The 26,430-nt window shown below is 36.3% G+C and carries 31 protein-coding genes, 3 pseudogenes and 1 other annotated feature (1 of these 35 only partly in view); of the genes and pseudogenes, 21 read left to right on the forward strand and 13 right to left on the reverse strand.

The genetic code is table 11. The features are described 5' to 3' along the window. The 3 genes and pseudogenes from DT250_RS32350 to murC all read left to right on the forward strand — a co-directional run. A pseudogene (locus DT250_RS32350) lies at nucleotides 1-2,116 on the forward strand (DNA translocase FtsK); the annotation flags it as partial. Between the two features lie 61 nt (nucleotides 2,117-2,177). Next, complete coding sequence (locus DT250_RS22730; RefSeq protein ID WP_000658380.1) at nucleotides 2,178-3,296, forward strand: nicotinate phosphoribosyltransferase; 1,119 nt, start codon at nucleotides 2,178-2,180, stop codon at nucleotides 3,294-3,296. Nucleotides 3,297-3,549: 253 nt separating this feature from the next. Next, complete coding sequence (murC, locus tag DT250_RS22735; protein ID WP_000219461.1) at nucleotides 3,550-4,860, forward strand: UDP-N-acetylmuramate--L-alanine ligase; 1,311 nt, start codon at nucleotides 3,550-3,552, stop codon at nucleotides 4,858-4,860. Nucleotides 4,861-4,915: 55 nt separating this feature from the next. Here murC and DT250_RS22740 read toward each other — a convergent pair whose 3' ends face one another. Together DT250_RS22740 and DT250_RS22745 are read right to left on the reverse strand one after the other, a co-directional pair. Then, a complete protein-coding gene (locus DT250_RS22740; protein WP_149213737.1) occupies nucleotides 4,916-5,578 on the reverse strand; it encodes an HAAS signaling domain-containing protein in 663 nt (220 codons plus the stop codon). Continuing rightward, entirely contained in the window at nucleotides 5,575-5,919 is a 345-nt protein-coding gene (locus DT250_RS22745; RefSeq protein WP_087932429.1) for a PadR family transcriptional regulator, read from the reverse strand. Before DT250_RS22745 ends, DT250_RS22740 begins: the two co-directional genes overlap by 4 nt. 145 nt (nucleotides 5,920-6,064) lie before the next feature. On the opposite strand from DT250_RS22745, the gene DT250_RS22750 reads away from it, so the two are divergent. From DT250_RS22750 to DT250_RS22770, 5 genes are all read left to right on the forward strand, one after another. Then, nucleotides 6,065-6,613: a GNAT family N-acetyltransferase gene (locus DT250_RS22750; protein ID WP_098856916.1), complete on the forward strand. Its 549-nt coding sequence runs from the start codon at nucleotides 6,065-6,067 to the stop codon at nucleotides 6,611-6,613. Continuing rightward, a complete protein-coding gene (locus DT250_RS22755; RefSeq protein ID WP_097856820.1) occupies nucleotides 6,610-7,101 on the forward strand; it encodes a GNAT family N-acetyltransferase in 492 nt (163 codons plus the stop codon). The genes DT250_RS22750 and DT250_RS22755 overlap by 4 nt, the downstream gene beginning before the upstream one ends. A 77-nt stretch (nucleotides 7,102-7,178) precedes the next feature. Then, nucleotides 7,179-7,583, forward strand: coding sequence for a PH domain-containing protein (locus DT250_RS22760; protein WP_149213738.1), 405 nt, complete (start codon nucleotides 7,179-7,181; stop codon nucleotides 7,581-7,583). Further along, nucleotides 7,580-7,762 (forward strand): hypothetical protein, encoded by a 183-nt coding sequence (locus DT250_RS22765; protein ID WP_088123539.1) that lies wholly within the window; start codon nucleotides 7,580-7,582, stop codon nucleotides 7,760-7,762. The genes DT250_RS22760 and DT250_RS22765 overlap by 4 nt, the downstream gene beginning before the upstream one ends. Nucleotides 7,763-7,777: 15 nt before the next feature. After that, nucleotides 7,778-8,212: a hypothetical protein gene (locus DT250_RS22770; RefSeq protein WP_098856913.1), complete on the forward strand. Its 435-nt coding sequence runs from the start codon at nucleotides 7,778-7,780 to the stop codon at nucleotides 8,210-8,212. Between the two features lie 39 nt (nucleotides 8,213-8,251). On the opposite strand, the gene DT250_RS22775 is transcribed toward DT250_RS22770, so the two are convergent. Continuing rightward, nucleotides 8,252-9,367 carry an aminopeptidase gene (locus DT250_RS22775; RefSeq protein WP_098856912.1) on the reverse strand — a complete coding sequence of 372 codons (1,116 nt, stop codon included), beginning with the start codon at nucleotides 9,365-9,367 and terminating at the stop codon, nucleotides 8,252-8,254. Nucleotides 9,368-9,554: 187 nt separating this feature from the next. Here DT250_RS22775 and DT250_RS22780 point away from each other — a divergent pair, with 187 nt between their 5' ends. The 4 genes from DT250_RS22780 (at nucleotide 9,555) to ccpA (ending at nucleotide 13,073) form a co-directional block, all read left to right on the forward strand. After that, entirely contained in the window at nucleotides 9,555-10,067 is a 513-nt protein-coding gene (locus tag DT250_RS22780; RefSeq protein WP_001197726.1) for a DUF948 domain-containing protein, read from the forward strand. Beyond that, a complete protein-coding gene (ytxJ, locus tag DT250_RS22785; RefSeq protein ID WP_001057490.1) occupies nucleotides 10,067-10,393 on the forward strand; it encodes a bacillithiol system redox-active protein YtxJ in 327 nt (108 codons plus the stop codon). Before DT250_RS22780 ends, ytxJ begins: the two co-directional genes overlap by 1 nt. Nucleotides 10,394-10,510: 117 nt before the next feature. Then, nucleotides 10,511-11,527 (forward strand): CamS family sex pheromone protein, encoded by a 1,017-nt coding sequence (locus DT250_RS22790; protein ID WP_097908422.1) that lies wholly within the window; start codon nucleotides 10,511-10,513, stop codon nucleotides 11,525-11,527. Between the two features lie 547 nt (nucleotides 11,528-12,074). Further along, nucleotides 12,075-13,073: a catabolite control protein A gene (ccpA, locus tag DT250_RS22800; RefSeq protein ID WP_001103309.1), complete on the forward strand. Its 999-nt coding sequence runs from the start codon at nucleotides 12,075-12,077 to the stop codon at nucleotides 13,071-13,073. A 34-nt stretch (nucleotides 13,074-13,107) separates the two neighbouring features. Here the strand turns inward: ccpA and DT250_RS22805 are convergent, their stop codons facing one another. From DT250_RS22805 to dhp61, 3 genes and pseudogenes are all read right to left on the reverse strand, one after another. Next, nucleotides 13,108-13,470, reverse strand: a complete 363-nt coding sequence (locus DT250_RS22805; RefSeq protein WP_141555558.1) for a DUF4288 domain-containing protein — start codon at nucleotides 13,468-13,470, stop codon at nucleotides 13,108-13,110. A gap of 1 nt (nucleotide 13,471) precedes the next feature. Next, entirely contained in the window at nucleotides 13,472-13,708 is a 237-nt protein-coding gene (locus DT250_RS22810) for a DUF3949 domain-containing protein (RefSeq protein WP_060486593.1), read from the reverse strand. Nucleotides 13,709-13,787: 79 nt separating this feature from the next. Next, nucleotides 13,788-14,086, reverse strand: a pseudogene (gene dhp61, locus DT250_RS22815) (protein Dhp61). 148 nt (nucleotides 14,087-14,234) lie between these two features. On the opposite strand from dhp61, the gene DT250_RS22820 reads away from it, so the two are divergent. Next, nucleotides 14,235-14,507 carry a DUF3917 domain-containing protein gene (locus DT250_RS22820; RefSeq protein ID WP_000636592.1) on the forward strand — a complete coding sequence of 91 codons (273 nt, stop codon included), beginning with the start codon at nucleotides 14,235-14,237 and terminating at the stop codon, nucleotides 14,505-14,507. Nucleotides 14,508-14,555: 48 nt separating this feature from the next. On the opposite strand, the gene mscL is transcribed toward DT250_RS22820, so the two are convergent. The 3 genes and pseudogenes from mscL to DT250_RS22835 all read right to left on the reverse strand — a co-directional run. After that, the gene (mscL, locus tag DT250_RS22825) at nucleotides 14,556-14,957 is read right to left on the reverse strand and encodes a large conductance mechanosensitive channel protein MscL (protein ID WP_000267007.1); all 402 of its coding nucleotides are present in this window, start codon (nucleotides 14,955-14,957) and stop codon (nucleotides 14,556-14,558) included. Between the two features lie 128 nt (nucleotides 14,958-15,085). Beyond that, nucleotides 15,086-16,012, reverse strand: coding sequence for a Gfo/Idh/MocA family protein (locus DT250_RS22830; RefSeq protein ID WP_088082246.1), 927 nt, complete (start codon nucleotides 16,010-16,012; stop codon nucleotides 15,086-15,088). A gap of 91 nt (nucleotides 16,013-16,103) precedes the next feature. Then, a pseudogene (locus DT250_RS22835) lies at nucleotides 16,104-16,307 on the reverse strand (ankyrin repeat domain-containing protein); the annotation flags it as partial. A gap of 149 nt (nucleotides 16,308-16,456) precedes the next feature. On the opposite strand from DT250_RS22835, the gene DT250_RS22840 reads away from it, so the two are divergent. The 3 genes from DT250_RS22840 (at nucleotide 16,457) to DT250_RS22850 (ending at nucleotide 18,995) form a co-directional block, all read left to right on the forward strand. After that, nucleotides 16,457-17,911, forward strand: coding sequence for a sensor histidine kinase (locus tag DT250_RS22840; protein ID WP_098856910.1), 1,455 nt, complete (start codon nucleotides 16,457-16,459; stop codon nucleotides 17,909-17,911). Nucleotide 17,912: 1 nt separating this feature from the next. Next, on the forward strand, nucleotides 17,913-18,602 hold the full coding sequence (locus tag DT250_RS22845) for a response regulator transcription factor (protein ID WP_000821767.1): 690 nt from the start codon (nucleotides 17,913-17,915) through the stop codon (nucleotides 18,600-18,602). A gap of 123 nt (nucleotides 18,603-18,725) precedes the next feature. Next, complete coding sequence (locus tag DT250_RS22850; RefSeq protein WP_097908099.1) at nucleotides 18,726-18,995, forward strand: hypothetical protein; 270 nt, start codon at nucleotides 18,726-18,728, stop codon at nucleotides 18,993-18,995. 65 nt (nucleotides 18,996-19,060) lie between these two features. Here DT250_RS22850 and DT250_RS22855 read toward each other — a convergent pair whose 3' ends face one another. From DT250_RS22855 to acuA, 4 genes are all read right to left on the reverse strand, one after another. After that, nucleotides 19,061-19,921, reverse strand: a complete 861-nt coding sequence (locus DT250_RS22855; protein ID WP_149213739.1) for an alpha/beta fold hydrolase — start codon at nucleotides 19,919-19,921, stop codon at nucleotides 19,061-19,063. Nucleotides 19,922-20,055: 134 nt separating this feature from the next. Beyond that, nucleotides 20,056-21,222: an acetoin utilization protein AcuC gene (gene acuC / locus DT250_RS22860; RefSeq protein WP_149213740.1), complete on the reverse strand. Its 1,167-nt coding sequence runs from the start codon at nucleotides 21,220-21,222 to the stop codon at nucleotides 20,056-20,058. Continuing rightward, nucleotides 21,219-21,863 carry an acetoin utilization AcuB family protein gene (locus DT250_RS22865; protein ID WP_000634566.1) on the reverse strand — a complete coding sequence of 215 codons (645 nt, stop codon included), beginning with the start codon at nucleotides 21,861-21,863 and terminating at the stop codon, nucleotides 21,219-21,221. The genes acuC and DT250_RS22865 overlap by 4 nt, the downstream gene beginning before the upstream one ends. Before the next feature lie 17 nt (nucleotides 21,864-21,880). Next, nucleotides 21,881-22,513 carry an acetoin utilization protein acetyltransferase AcuA gene (gene acuA, locus DT250_RS22870; protein WP_063222474.1) on the reverse strand — a complete coding sequence of 211 codons (633 nt, stop codon included), beginning with the start codon at nucleotides 22,511-22,513 and terminating at the stop codon, nucleotides 21,881-21,883. 176 nt (nucleotides 22,514-22,689) lie between these two features. Between acuA and acsA the strand changes: the two genes are divergently transcribed. The 5 genes from acsA to DT250_RS22895 all read left to right on the forward strand — a co-directional run bounded on the left by acsA (nucleotide 22,690) and on the right by DT250_RS22895 (nucleotide 26,324). Further along, a complete protein-coding gene (gene acsA, locus DT250_RS22875; RefSeq protein WP_046956190.1) occupies nucleotides 22,690-24,408 on the forward strand; it encodes an acetate--CoA ligase in 1,719 nt (572 codons plus the stop codon). 84 nt (nucleotides 24,409-24,492) lie between these two features. Then, nucleotides 24,493-25,050 (forward strand): maltose acetyltransferase domain-containing protein, encoded by a 558-nt coding sequence (locus DT250_RS22880; protein ID WP_000845594.1) that lies wholly within the window; start codon nucleotides 24,493-24,495, stop codon nucleotides 25,048-25,050. A 66-nt stretch (nucleotides 25,051-25,116) separates the two neighbouring features. Next, nucleotides 25,117-25,572, forward strand: a complete 456-nt coding sequence (locus DT250_RS22885; protein WP_087985420.1) for a hypothetical protein — start codon at nucleotides 25,117-25,119, stop codon at nucleotides 25,570-25,572. Then, nucleotides 25,553-26,098 (forward strand): RNA polymerase sigma factor, encoded by a 546-nt coding sequence (locus tag DT250_RS22890; protein WP_000057187.1) that lies wholly within the window; start codon nucleotides 25,553-25,555, stop codon nucleotides 26,096-26,098. Before DT250_RS22885 ends, DT250_RS22890 begins: the two co-directional genes overlap by 20 nt. After that, entirely contained in the window at nucleotides 26,079-26,324 is a 246-nt protein-coding gene (locus DT250_RS22895) for a hypothetical protein (protein WP_088064575.1), read from the forward strand. The genes DT250_RS22890 and DT250_RS22895 overlap by 20 nt, the downstream gene beginning before the upstream one ends. Nucleotides 26,325-26,401: 77 nt before the next feature. Continuing rightward, nucleotides 26,402-26,430 (forward strand) — a binding site (T-box leader) (it continues 201 nt past the right edge of the window).

Raw genomic sequence — 26,430 nt, forward strand, 5'->3', positions numbered from 1 at the left:
AAGCACCGATTGCGGAAGAACGACAAGTTGTAGAGGAAACACCGGTCTCAGAAGAGCAACCAATTGTACAAAAAGAAGAACCAAAACGTCAGAAAAAGCGCCATGTCCCATTTAATGTTGTTATGTTGAAACAAGACAGAACGCGATTAATGGAAAGACATGCGGCTAGAGTAAATGCAATGCAACCTTCTATGAGTGAACGAGTAGAGAATAAGCCTGTCCAACAAGTAGAAGAAACACAAGTGCCACAAGTGGAAGAAAAGCCAATGCAGCAAGTAGTAGTGGAACCACAAGTGGAAGAAAGACCGATGCAACAAGTGGCAGTAGAACCACAAGTGGAAGAGAAACCAAAGTAGTGGTGGAATCACAAGTGGAAGAGAAACCAATGCAGCAAGTAGTGGTAGAATCACGAGTGGAAGAGAAACCAATGCAGCAAGTAGTGGTAGAATTAGTGGTAGAATCACGAGTGGAAGAGAAACCAATGCAGCAAGTAGTGGTAGAATCACGAGTGGAAGAGAAACCAATGCAGCAAGTAGTGGTACAAGTGGAAGAGAAACCAATGCAGCAAGTAGTGGTGGAATCACAAGTGGAAGAACGTCCAGTGCAGCAAGTGGTGGTAGAGCAAGTACAAGAGAAAGCATATGTTGTAAATCAAAGAGAGAACGATATGCGAAATGTATTGCAAACACCACCGACATATGCAATTCCGCCATTAACACTGTTGTCAATTCCGCAGCAGGCAGCTTTAGATAATACGGAATGGTTGGATGAACAGAAAGAATTATTAGATACAACATTTAATAATTTCCACGTTGGTGCACATGTTATTAACGTATCGCAAGGTCCAGCGGTAACTCGTTTTGAAGTACAGCCAGACCCAGGTGTGAAAGTAAATAAAATTACAAACTTAAGTGATGATATTAAACTGAGTTTAGCAGCGAAAGATATTCGTATTGAAGCACCGATTCCAGGGAAGAGTGCGATTGGAATCGAAGTTCCAAATAAAGAAAGTAAGCCAGTATTCCTTCGTGAAATTTTAAGAAGTCCTGTGTTTACAAAGAGCGAATCACCGCTTACAGTTGCGCTAGGACTTGATATTTCAGGCGATCCAATTGTAACGGATATTCGAAAAATGCCACATGGACTTATTGCGGGTGCAACGGGTTCTGGTAAAAGTGTGTGCATTAACGCAATTTTAACGAGCATTTTATATAAAGCGAAACCGCATGAAGTGAAGTTAATGTTAATCGATCCGAAGATGGTTGAGCTTGCACCATACAATTCTGTTCCGCATCTTGTAGCACCTGTTATTACGGATGTAAAAGCAGCGACAGCTGCATTAAAGTGGGCGGTTGAAGAAATGGAGCGTCGTTATGAATTGTTTGCGCACGCTGGTGCTCGTGATTTAACTCGTTATAATACGATTGTAAGTGGGCGAGAAATTCCAGGAGAGACATTACCTTATATCGTTATTGTCATTGACGAGTTAGCCGATTTAATGATGGTAGCACCTGGTGATGTTGAGGAAGCGATTTGTCGTATTGCGCAAAAAGCACGTGCTTGTGGTATTCATTTATTAGTAGCAACGCAGCGTCCGTCTGTAGATGTTATTACAGGTTTAATTAAGTCAAACATTCCAACGCGTATTGCGTTTACTGTATCATCTCAAGTTGATTCGCGTACGATTATTGATATTGGGGGCGCGGAGAAATTACTTGGCCGTGGTGATATGCTATTTTTAGGAAACGGTACGTCTAAACCAGTTCGTGTACAAGGTGTATATGTATCGGATGATGAGATTGAGAAAACAGTTGATCATGTGAGAAAGCAAATGAAGCCGAATTACTTATTTAAGCAAGAGGATTTATTAGCGAAAACAGAACAAGCTGAGTCGGAAGACGAATTGTTCTTTGATGCATGTCAATTTGTTGTAGAACAAGGGGGAGCGTCCACATCTTCTGTACAGCGAAAATTCCGCATCGGTTATAATCGCGCGGCACGTCTCATTGAAGAGATGGAATCGCAAGGGATTATTTCTGAAGGAAGAGGAACGAAACCGAGAGATGTCCTTATTTCTGAGGATGAATTCGCTGCTATGCAGGAAACAAATGTATAGTAAACGGTTTTGCTGTATACTAATAGAAAATGTTGGATAGTAAAGTAGGGAGTAAAGCGACATGAAAGAAATTGAATTAAAATTAAAAGGTGAAATAAATAGACTAACAAATAGAACATTTAAATTTGACGAACGTGTTGGAGAAGGTTGGTTCTCTGCCGTTTACTTTTTAAAGACTAGAGAAATCATTGAAGAATTTCGCCCGAAAAGTGTTGTGACGATGCAATTTTTCCAAAAGGAAAATGCAGTTCTTTGCGGAACAGATGAAGTGATTGCGTTGCTACAAACATTCGCCAAAAATCCTGAGGAACTTGAAATTAACTCTTTAAAAGATGGCGATAATATTAGTCCGTTTGAAACAGTGTTAACAATTCATGGTCCTTATGAAAATTTCGGATTTTTAGAAGGTGTCATTGATGGGATTTTAGCCCGTCGTACATCAGTTGCGACAAACGTATATAACGTTGTCCAAGCTGCGCGTAGCGTAGATAAAGAAAAACCAGTTATTTTCATGGGAGATCGTGACGATCATTATACGCAACAAGCTGGTGACGGTTATGCAGCATACATCGGAGGTATGAGCGCACAAGCGACGCATGCGATGAATGAATGGTGGGGTAGAAGTGGTATGGGGACAATGCCTCACGCATTAATTCAAATGTTTAATGGTGATGTTGTGGAAGCGGCAAAAGCATATCATAAGAAATTCCCAGAAGATGAATTAGTTGTATTAATTGATTACAATAATGATGTCATTACAGATGCACTTCGCGTAGCGCGTGAATTTGGATCAACATTAAAAGGTGTACGTGTAGATACGTCGCGCACGATGATTGATCAATACTTCATTCGCCACCCAGAAGTACTTGGAACATTCGATCCACGTGGTGTAAACCCATCGCTTGTATTCGCACTTCGTAAAGCACTTGATGAAGAAGGATTCCAGCATGTAGACATCGTTGTAACTGGTGGATTTGATGAGAAGCGTATTCGTGAATTTGAAGCTCAAAACGTACCTGTTGATATATACGGAGTAGGAAGTAGCTTATTAAAAATGAATATTGGCTTTACTGGTGATAACGTAGAATTAAATGGAAAACCAGAAGCGAAAGCTGGTCGTAAATATCGTCCAAACCCACGTCTAGAGCGTGTTCAATTAGAAAAAAGAGAAGATATGTAAAAGAGAGAAAAACTGATAGGTGATTGACCCTATCAGTTTTTCTGTTATCATAGTATAGCGGCTTCTTTTTTGCTATAATGGATTTGTTATGGACATAAAAAAGAAGTACGTACGAGTTTATCCTGATAAGTGAAGGGAAAGAATAACTTCACTACATCAAAAATGTATGATGATTACCAAAATAAGAAAAGATTCATATACTGTCTTATAGATAGGCCGTTGTATTAGTTCGAAATGTTGGAGGTTCTTTAAGATGACAGTTTACCATTTTGTAGGAATTAAAGGAACAGGAATGAGTTCATTAGCTCAAATTCTTCATGACATGAAGCATACTGTTCAAGGGTCTGATTATGAAAAGCGTTTCTTTACACAAACAGCGTTGGAAAAGCGTAATATCTCGATCCTTCCTTTTGATAAAAATAATGTAAAAGAAGGACAAGTGATTATTGCAGGAAATGCATTTCCTGATACGCATGAAGAAATTGTAGCAGCAAAAGAATTAAACATCCCAGTACATCGTTACCATCACTTCTTAGGTGATCTTATGAACCAATACACAAGTGTTGCTGTAACTGGTGCGCATGGAAAAACATCAACAACTGGTTTGTTAGCCCATGTAATGCAAGGTGCACACCCTACATCTTACCTCATTGGAGATGGAACAGGGCATGGGGTAGAAAATAGTAAGTATTTTGTATTTGAAGCTTGTGAGTATCGTCGTCATTTCTTGTCTTACAATCCAGACTATGCAATTATGACAAACATTGATTTTGATCATCCAGATTATTTCTCAGATATCAATGATGTATTCAATGCATTCCAAGAGATGGCATTGCAAGTGAAAAAAGGTATTATTGCATGTGGAGATGATGAAGAACTTCAAAAAATTCAAGCGAAAGTACCTGTTATTTTCTATGGATTTGGAGAAGATAATGATTTCCAAGCACGTAACATTCAAAAGAGAACAGATGGTACTATTTTCGATGTATTCGTTCGTAATACGTACTATGACACGTTCAAAATTACAGGATACGGCAACCACAGCGTATTAAATGCATTAGCAGTAATCGCGCTTTGCCATTATGAAAACGTTGATGTAGAAGCAGTTAAGCATCAGTTAACAACTTTTGAAGGCGTAAAACGTCGCTTTAATGAAAAGCCAATGGGAGAGCAAGTTATTATCGATGACTACGCACACCATCCGACAGAAATTAATGCAACGATTGAAGCAGCTCGTCAAAAACATCCAGAGCGTGAAGTTGTCGCTGTATTCCAGCCGCATACATTCTCACGTACAGAAAAGTTCTTAGATGAGTTCGCTGAAAGCTTAAGCAAAGCTGACCAAGTATACTTATGTGATATTTTCGGATCAGCGCGCGAAAACAAAGGTGAATTAACAATCGAAGATCTGCAAAAGCGTATTGACGGTGCAGAACTAATTACAGATACAACAACGGATGTATTAAAGAAACATAAAAACGGCGTTCTAATTTTCATGGGCGCAGGAGACATCCAAAAATTCGAAGCAGCTTACGTAAAAGAAGTTCAAGTTGCAGAGAAGTAATAGAAAAGACGCATAGCTGTGGCTGTGCGTCTTTTTTTGTTGTGTTCGATATATTTTAAAAAGCGTTAATCTGTTGATATTGTTTATTCTTTTTGTATAGTTGTTTTAATAAAAAGATATATAGTGAACTAAAAAGTACATATCCGATTAAATAATAGAATGAAAACATATCGAATTGTTTTGTTATCATAATTCGAATCGCGAAGAATGCAAACGGAAGTGCAATTAAAACGCTAGTACTAAAGGAAATCATTGTTTTTAAAAATTTTAATTGCTTTGTATTCCAATGGTTTTCTCTACAGATGAACCAAATATTGCTTACGATAAAGGCTAATAAAAATGGTAAATTAGCTGAAATATTTATAAAGCCAAGTGCGATAGGTACTGATAAAGCAACGAGTGGAGCGATAGATAGGCCGGAATAATATTTAATAAATGTATTTGTAGATTGCTGTGCATCTTGAATAACGTCTGTATATTCTCCGGCAATTTCCTGTGCTAATTCTTTTGGAGGAAGAAATTCTTCAATCACTTGTGAAGGGATGCTTGCTAATGGTATCCCTTCATTTTCTTTACTTAATGCATTTTCATATAAATCGGATTTGATTTCTAGCACATGTTGTTCTCTTGCTGAGGTAGGTAAGTTCATTAAACCTTTGTCGAAATCCTGTAAGAAAGAAGCAATGAGTTCATTTGAAAAGAATTGTTCCTTGTTCATTTTTTATCCTCTCCTTTAGCTAGTAACATTAGAGCATGATACACTGCATCATAATCATGTAAGCGACTATGTAAAATTTCTCTCCCTTCGTCTGTAATGCGATAGTATTTTCTTTTTGGGCCATCACCGGACTCTTCCCAATAGGAAACAGCCCAATTGTTTTTCGTGATTCGATTTAATATAGGGTAAATCGAACCGTTCGGGATATGAAACACAGGTATATCTTGTAATGCACTTGTAATTTCGTATCCGTACATAGGTTGTTTACTTATTAAAGACAAAATAGCGAGATCAAAAACACCTTTACGTAATTGAATTATAAAATTATCATTTTTTTCCATACTTTAACTATATATGATTCATATCTAGGTATCAATCATATATAGTGGTTGTTCATATATAAAATTCAAAAGAAAGTGTGAATATTTAACAATTTACATCCGCAAGTGTTAGAATAATAAGAAAACTAAAAGGGAGCTAAAAAACATGTTCACACTTCGAGTAGACGATGAAATCGAATTACAGTTATTAGAGAAGCATCATAAAGAGGAACTATATCAATTAATAGACCAAAACCGTAATCATTTACGAAGATGGCTTCCTTGGGTAGATGGGGTAAAATCTGCTGGTGCGTATGATGAGATTTGTCCGATGTGGTTAAAGAAGTTTGCAGAGGGAGACGGTTTTGAAAGTGGCATACGTTATAAAGGAAAGCTCGTTGGGATGGTAGGCATTCATCCGGTAAGTTGGGGGAAGAAAGCGGCCAGTCTCGGATATTACCTGGCAGAAGATGCTGGCGGGAAAGGTATTATGACGCGTAGCGTGAAGGCTGTACTTCACTATGCATTTGAGAATTTAAAATTAAATAAAGTGGAAATTAGATGCGGTGTTGAAAATGTGAAAAGCCGCGCTATTCCAGAGCGTTTAGGTTTTAAGTTAGATGGTATTTTAAGAGATGATGAATGGCTATATGATCATTTTCACGATATCGCTGTATATAGTTTACTAGCTTCAGAGTGGAAGGAGATTCGATGAACGAGAAGATACGCATTATTCCGTATGAAAGTACGTTTCAAGATGAAGTAGTAGATCTTATCGTTCATATTCAGCAAAAAGAGTATAATGTCCCCATTACGAAAGAAGAGCAGCCAGACCTGCTTGAAATAGAAACATTTTATCAAAGGAATCATGGAAACTTTTGGGTAGCAACTTATGATGATAAAGTAGTTGGAACAGTAGCTTTATTAGATATTGAGAATCAGCAAGTAGCGTTAAGAAAAATGTTTGTAAAAAAAGAATTTCGCGGAAAAGAGTGGGGCGCATCATATAAGTTGCTTCAAACAGCAATTTCGTGGGCTGAGAATAAAAAACTGAAAGATATTTACTTAGGAACGACAGTGAAATTTTTAGCAGCGCATCGCTTTTATGAAAAGAATGGTTTTCAAAGTGTGGATATAGAAGATTTGCCAAAAAGTTTTCCAGTGTTACAGGTGGATAAGAAATTCTATAGATATATTGTTTAAGAAGGTCATGTAGAAATGGCCTTTTTTTATTAAATAAAATGGGAAAAGTGGTATAATTTAGGTTAGGGGGTGCGTGTATGAACATTCCGATTCAAAGAAGTAAATCGGTAGTAATTTTCGTTTGTCTCACGTTAGTTTTTATGTTCGTATATCCACTTGTCATGATTATCTCAAATAAAGAGCAGTGGATGTCAGCGTTAATTGGAATGGGTTTATGTTTCCTTGTAAATGTACCACTCGTTTGGGAAGTATTTATTAAAAAGCATAAAGTAGAAAATGGGGTATTAAAGTACGGTATTTTAAATGACGATATCGTATTGAAAGAGATACGAATCATTCGTCAAGTTGGGAAATCCCTTGAAATTACGACGAATGCATATAAAGTACATATAATTGCGATGCCACAAAATATGGAGCAGTTTTTGGAGCTTGTAGAAAAAGAGAACCCACATGTGAAAATAGAAATGGTAGGTAAAAAATGAAATATGTAAAACCTTTATTCTGTTTAGAAATTTTGTTTGTGCTTGTTGGTTGCACTAGAGTATATATGAAATGGGATCTGCCTCTATATGTACCGATATTAATAGGTACTATCGCAGTGGCGCTGTTATATTATTTTCATTTTCAGCAAACAAAAAACGAAAAAAGTAGCTCTATGTAATTAGGAGGATTAGAAATGAAAAAAGTCCTTATGTTATTTTTACTTCTGCTAACCGCATCCGTTCTTTTAATAGGGTGTGGTGCGAAGAAGGAAAAGGCTGATATGAACTTAGAAAAGGCACAAAAGGTTGAGATTGAATCACTTACGGATTCAAGTGATAAAAAAGTAATTACTGATAAGAAAGAAATTGAAAAGCTGTTTGAAGTCATGAAAATGGATAAGTGGGAAATGCAGTCGGCTCCTTTAGATACTCCGCAAGGGAAAACATTTAAAATGTACCAAGAGGATACAAAAAAATTATCGGAGTCGAGTAATGATAAAAAAGAGTTACATGAAATTGGTACGATGACAGTATATAAAGATGTCCCTTATGTCGAAGTTGAAATGAAAAATAAGAAAATGAGTTTTAAAGTGCCAGAAGATGTGGCGAAAGATTTATTAAATTATTAATAAAAAAACGCTCGGAGAACATTCCGAGCGTTTTTATTATTATTTTAAGTTCTCTGGGTTTAAAGCTTCTAGTTCAGATACAACGAAGCGTCCGTCTTTACGGATTAGTACGTCGTCGAAGTAAATTTCGCCGCCGCCGTATTCAGGGCGTTGGATGCATACTAAATCCCAGTGAATGTTCGAGTTGTTGCCGTTCCATGCATCTTCGTAAGCTTGTCCAGGTGTAAAGTGGAAGCTGCCATCGATTTTTTCATCGAATAGGATGTCTCCCATTGGATGTAAGATGTATGGGTTTACGCCGATTGCGAACTCACCAACGTAGCGTGCACCTTCGTCTGTATCGAAGATTTTGTTAATGCGCTCTGTATCGTTTGCAGTTGCTTCAACGATTTGGCCATTCTCAAACTTAAGTTGTACATTCTCAAATGTATAACCGTTGTAAGGAGATGGTGTGTTGTAAGAAACTGTACCGTTAACAGAATCGCGAACTGGTGCAGAGTATACTTCACCGTCTGGAATATTTAAATGACCTGAGCATTTAATAGCTGGAATGTCTTTAATAGAGAATGTTAAGTCAGTTCCAGGGCCAGTTAGGCGAACTTTATCTGTTTTATTCATTAATGTAACAAGGCTATCCATTGCCTTATCCATTTTACCGTAGTCTAAGTTACAAACTTCGAAGTAGAAGTCTTCGAAAGCTTCTGTGCTCATTTTAGCAAGCTGCGCCATAGAAGCATTTGGGTAGCGAAGAACAACCCAGCGTGTTTTCGGAACACGAATGTCTCTATGAACTTTCTTACCAACTGTTTGACCGTGAATTTGCATTCTTTCACTTGGTACGTCAGCTTGTTCGTTAATGTTATCGCCAGAGCGAAGACCGATATAAGCGTCCATATCTTTCATTACGCTTGCTTCATATGCAGCGATTTGTTCAAAATGTTCTTCAGTAGCACCCATTAATAAAGAGCGATCTACTTGATGATCTTTTAAAGAAACGAATGGGAAACCACCAGCTGCATATGCTTCTTTTACAAGTGCAGTTACAAGTTCTTTTTGTAAGCCAAAGTTTTCAATTAATACTTTTTCGCCTTTTTGTAAGCGAATAGAGTAGTTAATTAAATTGTATGCTAACTTTTCAATGCGTGGATCTTTCATATGTAAAGCCTCCCTACTAATTATGTATCCTCTCCTATTGTAACCTACTTAGTGGAATTTGTTGAATCATTTATGTTAAAGTTAACGAATAAGTATGAAAATTCTAATGAAAAGATAAGGATTAGAACGAAACGGAAAATGATTGTATAATAGGAGAAAGTATGAAAAAGATAAAGGAAGTGATGAAATGCAAGTTCTTTTATATGTAAGTGCGGCTATTATCGCGGTTGCTTTCGCTGTATTAGTAGTGTATGTATGCAGAACGTTGTTATCGGTTCAAAAGACGTTAGAAAACGTTGCGAGCACGTTAGAAGGTTTAGAAAAGCAAATGCAAGGGATTAGCGTAGAGACGGAGCAATTATTACATAAAACAAATGCGTTAGCTGATGACATTCAACAGAAGTCACAATCATTAAATAAAGTAGTATCAGGTGTAGATGGAATTGGAACGACAATCCATTCTTTAAATACGAAACTTCGTAATGTATCAGAGTCTGTTACAGACGAAATTGAGAACAATGCAGATAAAGTAGCGCAAGTTGTACAGTGGAGTAGCGCAGCAATTGAAGTATACAATCATTATCGTGCGACAAGACAAGAGAAAAAGGTTGAAAAAGAAGAGCGTAAATTAGAAAGACTTGAGAAAAAAGCTGAAAAGAAAGAGAAACGCTCTAGACTTCGTATGAGAGGTGAATCGTGATGAATATGACAAAAGTTGAAACAATTGAAGAGCTTGAAGTATTAGTAGAAAAAAACGAGCCTTATGTTCTTTTTAAACATAGTACGACATGCCCAATTAGTCATGGTGCATATACCGAATTTCAAGCGTATTGTAGTGAAGAAAGAGCAGTACCAGCGTATTACTTATACGTACAAGATGCGAGAGATGTTTCGAATCGTGTTGCAGAGCAGTACAGCATTAAACATGAATCTCCGCAAGTGTTATACATAAAAGATGGGATGGTAGTATGGAATACGTCTCATTGGAACATTAAAAAAGACGCTTTAGAAGAGAATATTAAGTAAAAAGAAGCAAGCTAAAGGTGCTTGCTTCTTTTTTTTGTTTTTGTTGAAATATATTTAATGGTACACTGTTAATAGTTCAAATTAAATAACTAGATTGTTGAAAGTAGGTTTTAAGTAATGAAGAAAATGGCATTATCCTTCGCGGTCGTAAGTTTATTACTAGGAGCTTGTAGTAATGATACGATTAGTAAGAAGGATGAAGTTATACAAAAGGATACGAAAGAAAAAAGCATGATTCCGAGAACTGCTGTTTCTAAAGATTATTATAGAACTGTAATTCCTTTAAAAGAACAAAAGGTTATAAATACAGCTAATATAAAAACAAATTCTAAATTAGATTTAGCAGAGTATGAGAATGGTTTAATGAATATTGCAAAAGAGCAATTTGATACAGAAAATCATGTACTACAATTAAATCAGTATATCCCTGAGAAATTAGTTGATGAACTAGTCGCGAAAGTAGAAGCGCCAGTTTTGACAAATATTATAGAACAAGACTATTTCGGGAAGCAGAATTCAAATGAATTAAGTTTATCTGGTGTTGTGATCGGATTGGCAATGTCGTCAACTGTATCGAATGAAGAAGCAATGTCTAAAGGTGCTGAAGTTGCCAAGCAACTTACTGAAGCTATTAATAAAAATGACAAGTATAATAAATCTCCAATTACGTTTGCTATCTTTAAGCAAGAAAGTACAAGTTCTTTAAAAAACGGTACGTATATTGCTAGTGCTACCGTTCAAAAGAATGATACGAACCTTGGAAATTGGAATACGATTGATGAACAAGCGTTTTCATATCCTTCTGATGAATTTACAAAAACATATGGAGAAGATAATACAAAAATAAATGCATTTGCGGATTCAATAAAAAAGTTTTCTCCAGCAGATTATATCCCAGTCAATGCTAAAGTTTCTTACAAGAAAAATCAGATGGATACATTAAATATGAATATCGTTATTAAATATAACGGTAAAACAGAATTAATGGCTCTTACCCAAATGGCTGCTCAAAGTATGCTAGAAAAATTACCTAAAGATGCAAAAGTTCAATTGCAGATCAAGTCCGAGAGTAAAATCGAGGCAATTATTATAAAAGAGAAAAACAGCGATAAACCGTTTGTTTCCTTCTTGTAAAAAAGACAGTGTTTAAACTGTCTTTTTTTATTGTAAGTGAAAAGGTCCGATGGGAAGGAACGACGCGTAATACGCTTCATGTTTCCGCTGTGCCGATTTTAAAGAAAGAAGCATATATTTACCTGTCGTTGTCGATATAACGCATTCTACAGGGTGATGTGACCTTCTATTGCCAGCCCAGATCCAGCGCGCATCAAATGAATATCATTGTTGGTTTCTGTCGGTAAGTCGATATATATAAATCGCCGATATAAATTTCATTTACTAACGTACGGCTTAATATACAGTTTGTACTCATGGGATATCTATTTTTTTACAAAAAATGCCCTTTTTTTCATAAAAAATACGAAAATACGAGAAAAGAAGCGAATTTTTTCGAAACTTTTGCGGGAAAATATTGTATGAGCCTGCGTTTTTATCGTATCATTAGTAAAAGGAAGAACTCGGGACGATTGGTGGCATCTGCAAATAGAGTTGATGTCTTTTTTTCATTCAAGTAACCGATACATAAAAATAGATAACAAAAATAGAAGGAGTGTGCGATGAGATGAACGTAACAATTTATGATGTAGCGCGTGAAGCAAACGTTTCAATGGCTACCGTATCTCGTGTAGTGAACGGTAATCCAAATGTAAAGCCTACAACAAGAAAGAAAGTATTAGAAGCAATTGATCGTTTAGGGTACCGCCCAAATGCGGTAGCACGTGGACTAGCAAGTAAGAAGACAACTACAGTAGGTGTTATTATTCCTGATATCTCAAATACGTTTTATGCAGAACTTGCTCGTGGAATTGAAGATATCGCAACAATGTACAAATATAACATCATTTTAAGTAACTCTGACCAAAACAAAGAGAAAGAGTTCCATTTATTAAATACGATGCTTGGAAAACAAGTGGACGGAATTGTTTTCATGGGTGAAGATATTACAGACATTCACATTGAAGAATTCAAAAAGTCTCCAGTACCAATCGTATTAGCAGCGTCATTTGATGAGCAAAATGAAACGCCATCAGTAAATATTGATTATACGCAAGCAGCTTACGACGCAATGAAGCACTTTATTGAGCAAGGGCATACGCGTATCGGTTTCGTCTCTGGTCCTTTCATTAATAAAGCGGGAAGCGCGAAGAAGTTACAAGGTTATAAAAAAGCTTTAGAAGAAGCAGGTATTTCATATGATGAAAATCTTATAATCGATGGAGATTACACATATGATTCAGGTATCGAAGCATTCGAAAAGCTTTGGAGCAGTGATGAAAAGCCAACAGCAATCTTCGTATCTTCTGACGAAATGGCACTAGGTGTAATCCATGCAGCACAAGACGCTGGATTAAACGTACCAACTGATGTAGAAGTACTTGGTTTTGATAATACACGCCTTGCATTAATGGTTCGTCCGCAACTTTCAACAGTTGTACAACCAATGTATGATATCGGTGCAGTAGCAATGCGTCTATTAACAAAGTATATGAACAAAGAAAAAGTGGAAGATCACACTGTTATCTTACCTCACCGTATCCAATTTAGAGATTCAACGAAATAAGTATAAAAAAGCTCACAGCAATTGCTGTGAGCTTTTATTCGTATTCAGGGTAGTAGGTTTTAATTATTGTATCTACCGTTTCATTTTTCTTAACGTGTAAAAATCTTGCGTATAACTCTGTTCCTGTTTCAAATGAAGTATCATTTAATTCAAATACATGTAGCACTTTTCGAAACTTCCATGTGACTTGTTCACCGTACACATTATCGTACGATTCTTCAGAGTGTATAGCTATCTTTTTGCCTAATTCGTGAGCTTCCTCTAGGTCGTTTGCTTTAACGAGGATAATACTTTCTTCAAAAAGTGTATTGTGACTTTCTTCATAATGTTCATCCACTTTAGTAGGGTCAGGCTCACCAGAATGAACAGATTCAAATAATAATTTTACAGCGTACATATTATGCTGCATGTTTCACCTTATAAATAATACTTGCGACAAGCGAAGCAGGTATTGTAAATACGTTGCTTTGATAATGATAGTGTATTTGGGATTCTTCATAAGACATGTTGTCATATAGTTCGTTTTGTGACACGTTCATTTTTTTCTGTTTTTTCTTTAATATCTTAATATAGTTATACTGTATTGGAACGAGAATGATGAAATAGGCTAATACGATTAGTGAAATCCAAACCATTATGAACACTCCCTTGTAAAGGATATTTATATATAGTAATTATATCGATTTATATGAAAAATATCCATTTTTCTGGTGGTCAATTTTCTTTCCAAAATGCAAAAAGTTCTTCAGGACTTCGTAAATTATGTTCCAGGCATGTTTGTGTGCAGTGCGTTTAAAACTTTGTATTAATTGTTCTAACCTAGAAGGATTATATTGTTTTACATTGCCAGCAATAATAATTTCATCTTTGTCTAAGTTAAGTGATAATTTTAGTAAAGTTATATTTGTTTCTAATTGTACAACTTAGGCATAAAAAAACTTTTTGTCTAAGTCGATTGTAATATAATCGAATCGCTCTACCTGTTTAAAATATCCTACAATATCATCTTCCAATTGAAATCCTCCCGAGTATATGGCCTATTGGTGACTTCGCTACAAAATGGTATTGTTCCTTGTTATATGTCACATAAGTGCAAATTTAACTATTATAGGGCAATGTCATGTATAATAGAAAGAAAAGGCTTGTGAGGGGGGAGAAGAGATGATCGTTCTTTGGATAATTACGCTTTGTATGACTGCTATTTTTGCATATATGACGTTAAAACAAAATGGCTTAAAGCGATTTGTTCCAGGAAGTATTCTTGCAGGAATTGCCCTTATCACGTATGTAATTTCTATTTTTATTGAAAGTGTATCAGTGGACATGAGCACAAGTTTAATGTTCATGGGTATTACACTATTTGCAGGTAGTATTATGGTACTTATGGTTGCAGGTATTATTTTATTTATTCATATGAATTCGGAAACGTTATAGCATATAGAAAAGGCATGTCCTGAGGGGCATGCCTTTTTATCCGTTCAATTATGCTCTATCTTTAGAAGAATTTTGTTGTTTTAATAAGTCGCGAATTTCGCTAAGAAGAACTTCTTCTTTTGTTGGTTCTGGAATTTCTTCTGTCTTTTCTTCTTCTTCTCTTTTAGATGTTAGTTTGTTGAACACTTTAACGAACATAAAGATAGAAGCTGCAATAATTAAGAAATCAAAAATAGTTTGGATGAAGTTACCATACATAACAGCAGATTTACCATATCCAAAATGTAAATCTGTAAAGTTAACGCCACCTAATACCATACCAAGTAATGGTGTGATAATATCTTTTACTAAAGAACTAACGATTTTACCAAATGCAGCACCGATTACAACCCCGACAGCTAAATCGATTACATTCCCTTTGAATGCGAATTTTTTAAACTCGTTCCACATGTGTTAATCCCATCCTTTCCACGATTCAATATGAAATTTATAATTCCTATCAACATATTCTATAGAAATTTGTGAGAGAAATAAAGGGGAAATGGGAATGAAAGTAAATTCTGAAAAATGTATCCGTTTTAATTTTTGTTTACATTCTCTAGTAGAGATTGCAGCAGTTGCTGCGTTTTTAATCCTTCTAATCCATCTACAACAGGCTTTGTATCTCCTTGTACACATTCAATAAAATGATGAACAGCATCTTCAAAACCACGTTGTTTTAACGTCGTATCCCATGATGGTGAACCAATCTGAGAAACTGCATTTTCCTGCTCAACTTCAAATGTGTTCATATTTTTTACGCGAATGATTTTACCTGTCGTTACAAGTTCAATTTGTTCTAAATTTGTACCGGCGTGGCGATGCATTGCGGTAGAAAGTAACAGTCCACTTGGCGTTGTATATGTGTGATGTCCGTAAAGAAGTTCATTCTTTTCATTTATTTGCATCATATTATGAACGACGTTAAGATCATCATTAGCTAACCAGCGAGCAGTATCTACAATATGTAAGTAATCATCTAACATAGTAAAGTCGTACGTATATGGCCCCACTTTATTTGTGCGGTGTTTTTCAATTCGAACCCATGAAATATTATGAGCTTGCTCTTTTGCAGCAACATACATAGGAACGAATCGGCGATTAAATCCGACCATTAACTTTCTGTTATGCTTTTCGCTCAACTCGACTAGTTGCTCAGCTTGTTCCACTGTAGCTGCTAGCGGCTTATCAACATAAACGTCAATTCCTTTTTTCAGAAGTTCAGAAACGATTTCATAATGTGTAGCAGTTGAACTATGGACGAAGATTGCATCACATTCTGAAGCTAACGTTTCAATAGAATGAAAGTCTTGAATGCGGTATTGTTGGCAAACTTGTTTCCTTTTCTCCGCGTTAGGTGTAAACGCCCCTACAAAATTCCAATCTGTTTCTTTTGTAAGTGTTGGAAGATAGGCCTTTTGCGCAATACTTCCAAGTCCAATCATCCCAATTTTAGGTTTATTCATGTTTATTCCCACCCTATTAATATTGATGTAACAGGCTAAATGTAGCATAGGGTGGGGGAGGAAGGCAAAAAATAGCTTTTTACTTATTCCCTTCTAACAAAATCTTCTCTATCTCTTCAAAGTTATGAGCACGAGCATGCTCTAGCGGGGTAACACCATCGTTGTCTGGAATATTTACATCAGCACCGTGTAGCGCTGTCTCCATGTTTGTCATCTCCTTTTTAACTTCTTGTTCTTGTGAGCAACCTTGTAAAAAAATTACGCAACATATCATGCTTAATGTTTTTTTGAACATGGAATTTCAACCTCCTCATTTCAACTGTAAAAGAAGAACATTAAATTTTTATAAACTGACGCTAAAATTACTATAAAATCGCTTGAGTATTTGAACATATATTTTTATGCTTATGAATAACATGGTTTGTTAAAGTGAGGATGTAACATATGTCTATTAAAACAAGATTTTTATTCTCTTATATCGCTGTTATTCTCGTTTCCATCACGCTCATATTAGTCGCGGGATTTTTAATTGTTTTTTCTATAACAGGAGACTTGGAATCAGTGAAAAATTTCTATAAAAGTTCCTATATTCAAAAGCCGCTTACACCAGAAGAAGAGAATACGTATATTGAATTGAAATTAGCGGCAAAGAAAAATCAATCACAACTATTAGATGAATCGTTCGTTTCATCACTTGAAAAAGAAGGTGTGAAAATAGTTGTAAGAAAGGGAGAAACCATTTCTTATGCTACAAAAATATTTGAAGGTGTATCTTTAAAAGAAGCCATTCCGAAATTTGAATCAGCAAATATTAATAGTCGCGGTACAACAGAACTAGGCGATACATTTTATCGATATGTAAAATTTGATTTTTATTTTCCCGAAGATGAAGAAGGGAGTATATTTGTACTAAAAAGGCAAAGTTCATTTGTAGATCTTACACAAAAATTATTTCCAATTTTATTCGTAGCACTTTTACTGTTAGCGATATTACTCATTGGATTAGTAAGTTATTTCGTCTCAAGAAGTGTGATAAAACCAATTTTTGTGTTGAAAGATGCGACTGGGAGAATTAAAGAAGGGAATTTAGATTTTCAAATTCCAGTTACATCCCATGATGAAATCGGGCAATTAAATCAAGGGTTTGAGGAAATGAGAAAGAAATTAAAAGAGTCGATAGAGATGCAAACGCAGTATGAAGAAAATCGAAAAGAGCTCATTTCCAATATATCTCATGATTTAAAAACACCGATCACATCTATTATCGGATATGTAGAAGGCATAAAAGATGGAGTCGCAAATACGCCAGAAAAAATGGATAAGTATTTAACGACCATTCATACGAAGGCGAAGCATATGGATACACTCATTGATGAGCTCTTTTTGTTTTCGAAGCTTGATTTGAATCGAGTTCCTTTTCAGTTTGAAACGATAGAGTTAAACGTGTTTATGCAAGAATTATTAGAAGAGATGCAGATGGATTTAAGTGAGGAAGGTATAGAAGTTTATTTACAATTACATTCATCACCACTATATGTAACGGCCGATTGTGAAAAGATAAATAGAGTGATATCAAATCTAATTCATAATAGTGTGAAATACATGGATAAAGAAGAGAAGAAAATTACTGTAACAGTATTAAGTGATAACAATACAGTCATTGTAAAAGTGATGGACAATGGATTAGGTATAGAAGCTGATACGCTGCCGTATATATTTGAGCGGTTTTATCGTGCAGAGCAATCGCGAAATTCTAGCACAGGTGGAAGTGGACTTGGCTTAGCGATAGCGAAACAAATTGTTGAAGAACATGGCGGAGAAATTTGGGCGGAAAGTAAGCTTGGGGAAGGTACAAGTATTTTCTTCTCATTGAAAAAAGTACAGGAATGTGGTGAGTAGAATGAAGAGAATTTTACTAGTAGAAGATGAAATAAGTATTGCAGAATTACAGAGAGATTATTTAGAAATTAGTGATTTTCAAGTCGATGTAGAACATTCAGGAGAAGTAGGTCTACAAATGGCTCTTCAGGAAGATTATGATCTAATTATTTTAGATATTATGCTTCCGAAAATGAACGGTTTTGAAATTTGTAAACAAATACGTGCTATAAAAGACATTCCGATTTTACTTGTTTCAGCAAAGAAGGAAGATATAGATAAAATTCGCGGACTCGGTTTAGGAGCGGATGATTATATAACGAAACCGTTTAGCCCGAGTGAATTAGTCGCAAGGGTAAAAGCTCATATTTCTCGTTATGAAAGATTATCAGGAAATGTGAGTAAGCAACGTGATACGTTATACATTCACGGAATTTCTATTGATCAGCGAGCGAGAAAAGTTTTTATAAACAATGAAGAAATTGCGTTTACAACGAAAGAATTTGATTTATTAACATTCTTTGTAACGCATCCAAACCAAGTATTAAATAAAGAACAGTTATTTGAACGTATTTGGGGACTAGACTCAGCTGGTGATTTAGCCACTGTCGTTGTTCACATTAGAAAACTACGCGAAAAAATTGAAAGAGATCCCGCCCACCCGCAATATATTGAAACAGTATGGGGAGCTGGTTATCGCTTTAACGTGTAATGCACCTGCCGAGTAATTGGCAGGTTTTTTATGTTATTTGAACGAAAAGGGAATAATAGGTAATTTATGTTGAAATATAAAGAGAGATAAAACATAGGGGAGTATGAGAGGGCGTGCGACATTTTGAGAGATACATTAAAAGATAATAAATTAAACAAGGCTTTAAAGATTGGAACTAATATCATACTTATCTTATTAATTATCGGTGCAATACAAATGTTTTATGATGGAGATTCTACGAATGATCATTTCGGTTGGTTATTTATGATGGTCTTTTTTGGAATTAAAATAATTTCTAGTTTTATGATAAGTTTAAAAGAAGGAGATAAAAAGGCAGTATTATTTGATGTAGGTTTAATGATTTTTTTGTTCTTCTTGTTGTTTCTAGTGTGAAATATTTCTTTTGAAAAAGCTCATAGTCTTATAGAGACTGTGAGCTTTCCTTAATAATAGCGGTACTAGTGTAACGATTTATAAAATGTTTGAGTAGTAGAAGTAAACTGAGCAGCTTCTTCTAAAAAAGGATAATGGTTACTCTCCTCAAATATCACAAAGATAGAATTACGTATGCCATCATGCATCTCAATAGAATACTGAATTGGGCACTGTACATCATGTCTTCCGCATATAATAAGTGGCTTTGTTTGGATGGAAGGTAAATGCTCTCTTAAATCAAATGAAGGATATTCATTGGCGAAAGCATTCATCCGGCTAGCGGACATTGTTTTTTGGATTGGTTTACTAAAATAAGAGTTGTAGTTTTCTGGTTTATACAATGATAATTTTGTTCTATTAGTAGATAGTTTTTTTCTTTCTGCATTTGTAAGGTGAGGGGTTTTTAAGTTTTCGATGAGCTTTTGCATATAATGAAACTGTGGATGTGTCGGGTGATAAATACAAAATGGTGTTTCGGTATAATTACTTGCTGCAGCTCCGGCCACGACTAATGATTGTAAGGAATTTGGATATGTAATTGCATATAAAAGTCCAAGCATACCGCCTGTTGAGTGGCCAGCGAAATGCCATGTTGGGAGTTGTAAAGCTTCCCGTATTGCTTCTAAGTCGTGAACTGTTTCAATTATACTTAATTCGTTTTCTACCTTGGCTTTTGCAGAGTTACCAGCATCTCGTAAATTAATGAGGAATACACGATGCGTAGCAGTGAAAACATTGGCAAAGTAATCACCAGTTTCATTAAATTGTGAATAGTGATGTGTAATGCAAAGCGGTTCGCCATTTCCTTTTGTAAAGATTTCAAATGTGCCACGTTTCGTGTTGATTATTTGTTGTGTCCACATAATATCACGACCTTTTCTCATAAAAGTTGGACCGGCTAATTCTTAAATAAAATATATCAGCGAATCTCAAAATATATCGACTTACCGACAGAAAACGACAATAATAGCTAGCTATAAATAAAAGGAGGCTGTTCAAAAGCGAGCCTCCTCTCTGTTTAATATAAAGATTTTGTCATATTATTCCGAATAATTTCAAGAGATTTCGCTACAGTTAATGCATTTTTTTCTTCGATTTCTGGTTTTCTAGGGATAGGTTGATACATGTTGTCTGGATCTTCCCATGTAAGGGGAAGGTCGGTTTCTGCTTGTCCTTTCCAAGCGTCAATCCATTCTGGAGGGAGATAACCTGAGATGTTTTGGATGTTGTTCATTTCGAGCCAAATGAGTGCCCAAGCTCTTGGTACGACGCGCCAGTGATCATAGCCACCACCGCCGACAGCAATCCAGCGACCGTCGCAATATTCATTAGCGATTTCGCGAGCGAGCTTCGGTATTTCACGGTAAATATTCATCGTTGCGCAAAGATGTGTAAGTGGGTCGTAATAATGTGCGTCAGCGCCGTTTTGCGTTAAAATAATATCCGGTTTAAAGTATGCGGCAACTTCTTTTACGACAGTGCGATATGAATTTAAAAACGATTCGTCTTCTGTAAAGGCATCGAGTGGAACGTTAAAAGAATAACTATAGCCATTACCTTGTCCGCGTTCATTTACAGCACCAGTTCCAGGGAATAAATAACGCCCAGTTTCATGTAGTGAAATGGTGCATACGTTAGGATCGTCGTAAAAAGACCACTGTACACCATCACCGTGATGAGCATCTGTATCAATATATAAAACACGTAAACCGTATTTTTTCTGTATATATTTCATTGCGATGGAACTATCGTTATAAATACAAAAGCCAGATGCCTTGCCACGGAAGCCATGATGTAAGCCACCGCCTAAATTAAGTGCGTGTTTTACTTTCCCGGAAAGAACAGCGTCGACAGCAGTTAACGTACCGCCAACGAGTAATGCGCTTGCTTCGTGCATATTTGGAAACATCGGTGTATCTTCTGTTCCGAGTCCATATGTCATCGCAATTGATTTTTCTAACTTACCTTCTCCAGCACGTTTTACCGCATTTATGTACTCCTCTGTATGAACGTAGGCGATCTCTTCATCTGTAGCCATCCGTGGTGAGATGATTTGGGAGGGAGAGATAAAACCGCCCTTTTGTAATAAATCATACGTAAGTGTGACGCGTAGTTGGTTAAAAGGATGATCAGGGCTAAACGAATAGCCCCGAAAGTCATCCGAATAAATAAACGCGCTACTCATGCTTGCATCCCCATGATGTTCGGCCATAATACGCGGTAGCCTTCTGCTTCAAGTGCATCAATCACTTTTAGCGGATTCATCGTTTGAATGCGGAAAACGAGTACTTTATCATTCTCATCTTTTGCTGGATAGACGAGAACGCTCACGATATTTATTTGCAAATCACTAAAAATAGCAACGACTTTTCCAAGAATACCAGGTTCGTTTTTTACTTGAATTTCAATTTGTGAACTTGGTTGATGTGCTCCTGTTAATTTCACTAACGTGTGCAGTACAGTAGATTCAGAAATGATTCCAACTAGCTTGCCAGCCTTTGTAACAGGGAGACAGCCAATTTTATTTTCAAAAAATAAAGTAGCAATTTCTTCAACGAAATCGAGAGGATGGCAAGTCATTACAGGATGTTTCATAATAAGTTCAAGTGGTTGCTTCAGCATATCGAGTGAAACTTGTTCATCTAAAATAGACGGACTTGCATCTCTTACATCCCGATCAGAAATAATGCCTACGACATGATTATTTTGATCGACAATTGGAATGTGCCGAATGCCTTTCGTGCGTATCGTTCGGATTGCTGTTTCGATTGTATCGTTTGGATGTAGTGTCACCACATCTTGATTCATAATTTCTTCTACAATCATTCCAGTTGCCCCCTTTATTAATACATAAAACGATTGTGAAAACGTAGACGATCAAATGCTTGAATAGAATCAGTATCAACGCGTTTTCCGATGCGGACCATTAAACAGTTAGCAGGATGTGAACAAATTTCAGGATCATCTGTAGCCATCCATTGTAAGCCACCAGCATTCATCATCTTTTCCATTACTTTTCGGTACTCCCAAACATTTAAGCCTGTTTGTTTTAAATCCCAGTGCCAATAATATTCAGTCGTCAATATAATGTAATCTTCCATATAATCGTCCATCATTGAAACTTCTAATAAGTTCTTTCCGACAGCGCAACCGCGGAAGGCGGGGACAACTTCAATTGCCCCGAGTTCAATTAAGTTTTCAATCTTTCCTTCTGACCATCGTTCGAGCGGATCAGGATATAAGTATGTAACATATCCAACAATCGTTTGGTCATGTCTTGCAATAATGAGACGAGCTTCTGGTAATTTAGAAATTTCGACAATTGCTTTATATTGCTGCTCGGCAGGACGAAACGCAACTAAATCCGGATGAAATTCATACATTTCTAAGTTATGTGTAGAGACAGGACCTTCAATAATTAAAGTGCCTTTCGCTGTTTTTAAGTTTCTAGCATTATATATTTTTTTATGAATCAATGTATTACTCACCACCTTGAGGGTTTGTGAATCTATTAATATCGTACTTTATAATATATGCGATGTGAATCGAAATTTGTCATTAAAAATTTGTCTAAAAATCAACAAATATACTGAAAATTTTAAATAATATCATTATAATAGATAATAGAATACATAGGAGGGGGATGTAAAGTATGAAAGTAGAAACGCTTCCTGTCATTAAAGGAGAAAATAATTTGCCGAATTATGATGAGGCATACGCGAATTTTAACTGGGAAGAGGTTAATAAAAACTTTACTTGGAATGAAACAGGCCGAGTAAATATGGCGTATGAGGCAATTGATAAGCATGCGAAATCCGATCGTAAAAATAAAGTAGCCCTTTATTATCAAGATGGATCGCGAAAAGAGAAATATACATTTAAGGAAATGAAGGATTTTTCTAATAAAGCAGGAAACGTCCTGAAAAATTATGGCGATGTAGAAAAAGGCGATCGCGTTTTTATTTTTATGCCGCGTTCTCCAGAATTATATTTTGCACTTTTAGGTGCAGTGAAATTAGGAGCAATCGTTGGTCCGCTATTTGAAGCATTTATGGAAGGCGCAGTTCGCGATCGTTTAGAAGATAGCGAAGCGAAGGTGTTAATTACAACTCCTGAATTGTTAGAGCGCGTACCATTAAATGATTTACCTGCTTTAAAAACAGTCTTCCTTGTTGGAGATAATGTAGAAGAAGGCGGTAAAACGGTAGCGTTTAATCCTTTATTTGAACAAGCTTCAAAAGAATTACATATCGAATGGTTAGGCCGTGAAGACGGTTTGATTCTACATTACACATCTGGTTCTACTGGTAAACCAAAAGGTGTTCTTCATGCGCAGAACGCAATGGTTCAGCACTATCAAACGGCGAAATGGGTATTAGATTTAAAAGAAGATGATGTATATTGGTGTACAGCTGACCCAGGCTGGGTAACTGGAACGGCTTACGGTATTTTCGCACCGTGGTTAGTTGGAGCATCCAATGTTATTTTAGGTGGACGCTTTAGCCCAGAAGCGTGGTATGAAGCACTGCAAGATTACGGTGTAACAGTTTGGTATAGTGCACCAACAGCATTCCGTATGTTAATGGGAGCTGGACAAGACGCAATTAAAAAATATGATTTATCACAAGTTCGTCACGTATTAAGCGTTGGTGAACCGTTAAATCCAGAAGTAATTCGCTGGGGTATGAACGCATTTGGACTTCGTATTCATGATACGTGGTGGATGACAGAAACAGGTGGGCAAGTTATTTGTAACTACCCTTGTATGGAAATCCGTCCAGGTTCAATGGGTAAACCAATTCCAGGTGTGAAAGCAGCGATTGTTGATAATGAAGGAAATGAAGTTCCTCCATACACAATGGGTAACTTAGCAATTGGTAAAGGTTGGCCAGCGATGATGCGTGGAATCTGGAATAACCAGCAAAAGTATGAATCTTACTTTATGCCGGGAGATTGGTACGTATCAGGTGACTCTGCTTATATGGATGAAGATGGATACTTCTGGTTCCAAGGGCGTATTGATGATGTAATTATGACGTCAGGTGAGCGAGTTGGTCCGTTTGAAGTAGAAAGCAAATTAATCGAGCATGCTGCTGTTGCAGAGGCTGGTGTAATTGGTATTCCTGATCCAGTGCGCGGAGAAATCATTAAAGCATTTATCGCGCTTCGAGCAGGATACGAACCATCTGATGAATTAAAAGAAGAGATTCGTCAATTTGTAAAGAAAGGCCTAGCAGCTCATGCAGCGCCAAGACAAATTGAATTTAGAGATAAATTACCGAAAACGAGAAGTGGTAAAATTATGCGCCGCGTATTAAAAGCGTGGGAATTAAACTTACCAACAGGTGACTTATCAACGATGGAAGATTAAGAGAGGAAGGTCTGAACGAAATAACGTTCAGACCTTTTTTTATGTTATTATAAACTTATATATATAAGTTAAAGGGGTAATAAAATGAAAACAGAAAAAGAAAAGATGATACTAGGAGAAATGTACATACCAGCTGATCCAGTTTTAGTTCAAGAGAGGGAGCAAGCTCGTATATTAACGAGAAAATTAAATGAAACGCCAGAAGTACAATTAAAAGAGCGTAGCGAAATCGTAAAAGAACTATTCGGAACGACTGGAGATAACATTCATCTTGAATCTTCTTTTAGATGTGATTATGGCTATAACATTCACGTTGGCGAAAATTTTTACGCGAACTTTGACTGTACCATTTTAGACGTATGCCCGGTGACAATCGGAGTGAACTGTATGTTAGCTCCAGGAGTTCACATTTATACAGCAACACACCCGCTTGATCCAGTAGAGCGCATAAGCGGATCAGAATACGGAAAACCAGTTACAATTGGTGATAACGTATGGATTGGCGGAAGAGCGATTATTAATCCTGGTGTAACAATTGGAGATAATGCGGTGATTGCATCTGGCGCTGTTGTAACGAAAGATGTGCCGGACAATGTAGTAGTTGGCGGAAATCCTGCGAAGATTATTAAAAAAATAAAATAATATTTGAACGAAGTGCCTTCCTCGTCTGTATACATTTATGAAAGAATAGATGAGGGAGGCTTTTTTATGTCTAATAAATTACTTCTTGCTTTTGCTTTAATTGGAATTATAGTCGTATTTTCTTGTGGGTTGCTATTACCAATGCCAATCGGATTTAAAGTATCAATGATTACCGCTGGGGTCATGATGATTATTATGTTTTCCATCATTATTCCGTTTGATAGAAAACATATAGTACGGAAAAATGGATATAAAATTGATTTTACAAAAACAAAAGTTTATTTTCGCTGGAATGTATTTGATACGATTTCGGCTTGTCTTGCAGTGTATGCATGCATATGTGTGCAAGCATTAAATATTTTAGTTTCAACCGGTCATACAATACAAAACCCGTATGTTCAATTTTTTACAAATCAATCACAAGTATGGATTATTGTTGCAAGTGCATATTTAATTTCCCGTATTTCATTAACGTTAAAAGGAATAAAGGAGATCAAAAATCATGGCGCAGATTGGGATTGAGGAGGAGCTCATGCTTGCGTATCAAAGTGGAGATAAGCAGGCTGGGGAAAAACTATATGTTTTAATCAAACCAGCGCTATACACATTTTTGTATCGATTTAATCGAGATGAACAATTAAGTATCGATCTTGTGCAAGATACGTTTTTGACGTTAGAGCGTAAGAAACATATGTATGAACTTGAAAAAGGCAAAATAAAAACGTATTTATTTCAAATTGGTTATCGTCTTATGATTAATAAATTAAATAGAAGAAAAAAGTGGCGTACGCTTTTGCCGTTTTTAGTGCCGATCCAGGAAAAAGAATTTTCTCATGAAGATCGGCTCACAGTAAGAGAAGCGATTTTGAAAGTTCCTGAAGAACAGCGAGCTGTCCTTATTCTTTCTTATTATCATGATATGCAGCAAAAAGAGATTGCGGAGATATTAAACATTCCGATTGGAACAGTGAAATCGAGACTCCATAACGGGATAAAGAAATTGAAACAATTGCTGGAGGTGGATGAAATTGAGCGAAAATCCCTTTAAAAGTGAATATAAATTAAAGCAGCATTTAGATAGTGATTATGTAGAAATACCAGATTTTCCAAAAACGGTAAGTCGCTTCGATCGATTAATCGGATTTCTTGGTTCTCCAGCGAAAGATCCTGTGGAGGCGACGATTGGGAATGATTTATCTGTTGTGTTTCATGTATCGTTATTAGTTGGAGTTCCAATTCTTTCTCTTATTACGATACTCTTTGCGACGTTGTAAAGGATTAGCAAGAAGAGAAACTCGACCTCTATTTGACACGCCTATATAAATGATGGTATAAAGAAAAGTATATGAATAATTGAGCGTGGAAAGGGAGAAGTAGTGA

The sequence above is a fragment of the Bacillus sp. AR2-1 genome (assembly GCF_008368755.1).
Classification (GTDB): domain Bacteria; phylum Bacillota; class Bacilli; order Bacillales; family Bacillaceae_G; genus Bacillus_A; species Bacillus_A wiedmannii.

Excerpts from the sequence above, each read along its gene's own strand:
- DT250_RS22730 (WP_000658380.1), top strand. The coding sequence starts at position 2,178 with ATGAAAGAAATTGAATTAAAATTAAAAGGTGAAATAAATAGACTAACA.
- murC (WP_000219461.1), top strand. The coding sequence starts at position 3,550 with ATGACAGTTTACCATTTTGTAGGAATTAAAGGAACAGGAATGAGTTCA.
- DT250_RS22740 (WP_149213737.1), bottom strand. The coding sequence starts at position 5,578 with ATGAACAAGGAACAATTCTTTTCAAATGAACTCATTGCTTCTTTCTTA.
- DT250_RS22745 (WP_087932429.1), bottom strand. The coding sequence starts at position 5,919 with ATGGAAAAAAATGATAATTTTATAATTCAATTACGTAAAGGTGTTTTT.
- DT250_RS22750 (WP_098856916.1), top strand. The coding sequence starts at position 6,065 with ATGTTCACACTTCGAGTAGACGATGAAATCGAATTACAGTTATTAGAG.
- DT250_RS22755 (WP_097856820.1), top strand. The coding sequence starts at position 6,610 with ATGAACGAGAAGATACGCATTATTCCGTATGAAAGTACGTTTCAAGAT.
- DT250_RS22760 (WP_149213738.1), top strand. The coding sequence starts at position 7,179 with ATGAACATTCCGATTCAAAGAAGTAAATCGGTAGTAATTTTCGTTTGT.
- DT250_RS22765 (WP_088123539.1), top strand. The coding sequence starts at position 7,580 with ATGAAATATGTAAAACCTTTATTCTGTTTAGAAATTTTGTTTGTGCTT.
- DT250_RS22770 (WP_098856913.1), top strand. The coding sequence starts at position 7,778 with ATGAAAAAAGTCCTTATGTTATTTTTACTTCTGCTAACCGCATCCGTT.
- DT250_RS22775 (WP_098856912.1), bottom strand. The coding sequence starts at position 9,367 with ATGAAAGATCCACGCATTGAAAAGTTAGCATACAATTTAATTAACTAC.
- DT250_RS22780 (WP_001197726.1), top strand. The coding sequence starts at position 9,555 with ATGCAAGTTCTTTTATATGTAAGTGCGGCTATTATCGCGGTTGCTTTC.
- ytxJ (WP_001057490.1), top strand. The coding sequence starts at position 10,067 with ATGAATATGACAAAAGTTGAAACAATTGAAGAGCTTGAAGTATTAGTA.
- DT250_RS22790 (WP_097908422.1), top strand. The coding sequence starts at position 10,511 with ATGAAGAAAATGGCATTATCCTTCGCGGTCGTAAGTTTATTACTAGGA.
- ccpA (WP_001103309.1), top strand. The coding sequence starts at position 12,075 with ATGAACGTAACAATTTATGATGTAGCGCGTGAAGCAAACGTTTCAATG.
- DT250_RS22805 (WP_141555558.1), bottom strand. The coding sequence starts at position 13,470 with ATGTACGCTGTAAAATTATTATTTGAATCTGTTCATTCTGGTGAGCCT.
- DT250_RS22810 (WP_060486593.1), bottom strand. The coding sequence starts at position 13,708 with ATGGTTTGGATTTCACTAATCGTATTAGCCTATTTCATCATTCTCGTT.
- DT250_RS22820 (WP_000636592.1), top strand. The coding sequence starts at position 14,235 with ATGATCGTTCTTTGGATAATTACGCTTTGTATGACTGCTATTTTTGCA.
- mscL (WP_000267007.1), bottom strand. The coding sequence starts at position 14,957 with ATGTGGAACGAGTTTAAAAAATTCGCATTCAAAGGGAATGTAATCGAT.
- DT250_RS22830 (WP_088082246.1), bottom strand. The coding sequence starts at position 16,012 with ATGAATAAACCTAAAATTGGGATGATTGGACTTGGAAGTATTGCGCAA.
- DT250_RS22840 (WP_098856910.1), top strand. The coding sequence starts at position 16,457 with ATGTCTATTAAAACAAGATTTTTATTCTCTTATATCGCTGTTATTCTC.
- DT250_RS22845 (WP_000821767.1), top strand. The coding sequence starts at position 17,913 with ATGAAGAGAATTTTACTAGTAGAAGATGAAATAAGTATTGCAGAATTA.
- DT250_RS22855 (WP_149213739.1), bottom strand. The coding sequence starts at position 19,921 with ATGAGAAAAGGTCGTGATATTATGTGGACACAACAAATAATCAACACG.
- acuC (WP_149213740.1), bottom strand. The coding sequence starts at position 21,222 with ATGAGTAGCGCGTTTATTTATTCGGATGACTTTCGGGGCTATTCGTTT.
- DT250_RS22865 (WP_000634566.1), bottom strand. The coding sequence starts at position 21,863 with ATGATTGTAGAAGAAATTATGAATCAAGATGTGGTGACACTACATCCA.
- acsA (WP_046956190.1), top strand. The coding sequence starts at position 22,690 with ATGAAAGTAGAAACGCTTCCTGTCATTAAAGGAGAAAATAATTTGCCG.
- DT250_RS22880 (WP_000845594.1), top strand. The coding sequence starts at position 24,493 with ATGAAAACAGAAAAAGAAAAGATGATACTAGGAGAAATGTACATACCA.
- DT250_RS22885 (WP_087985420.1), top strand. The coding sequence starts at position 25,117 with ATGTCTAATAAATTACTTCTTGCTTTTGCTTTAATTGGAATTATAGTC.
- DT250_RS22890 (WP_000057187.1), top strand. The coding sequence starts at position 25,553 with ATGGCGCAGATTGGGATTGAGGAGGAGCTCATGCTTGCGTATCAAAGT.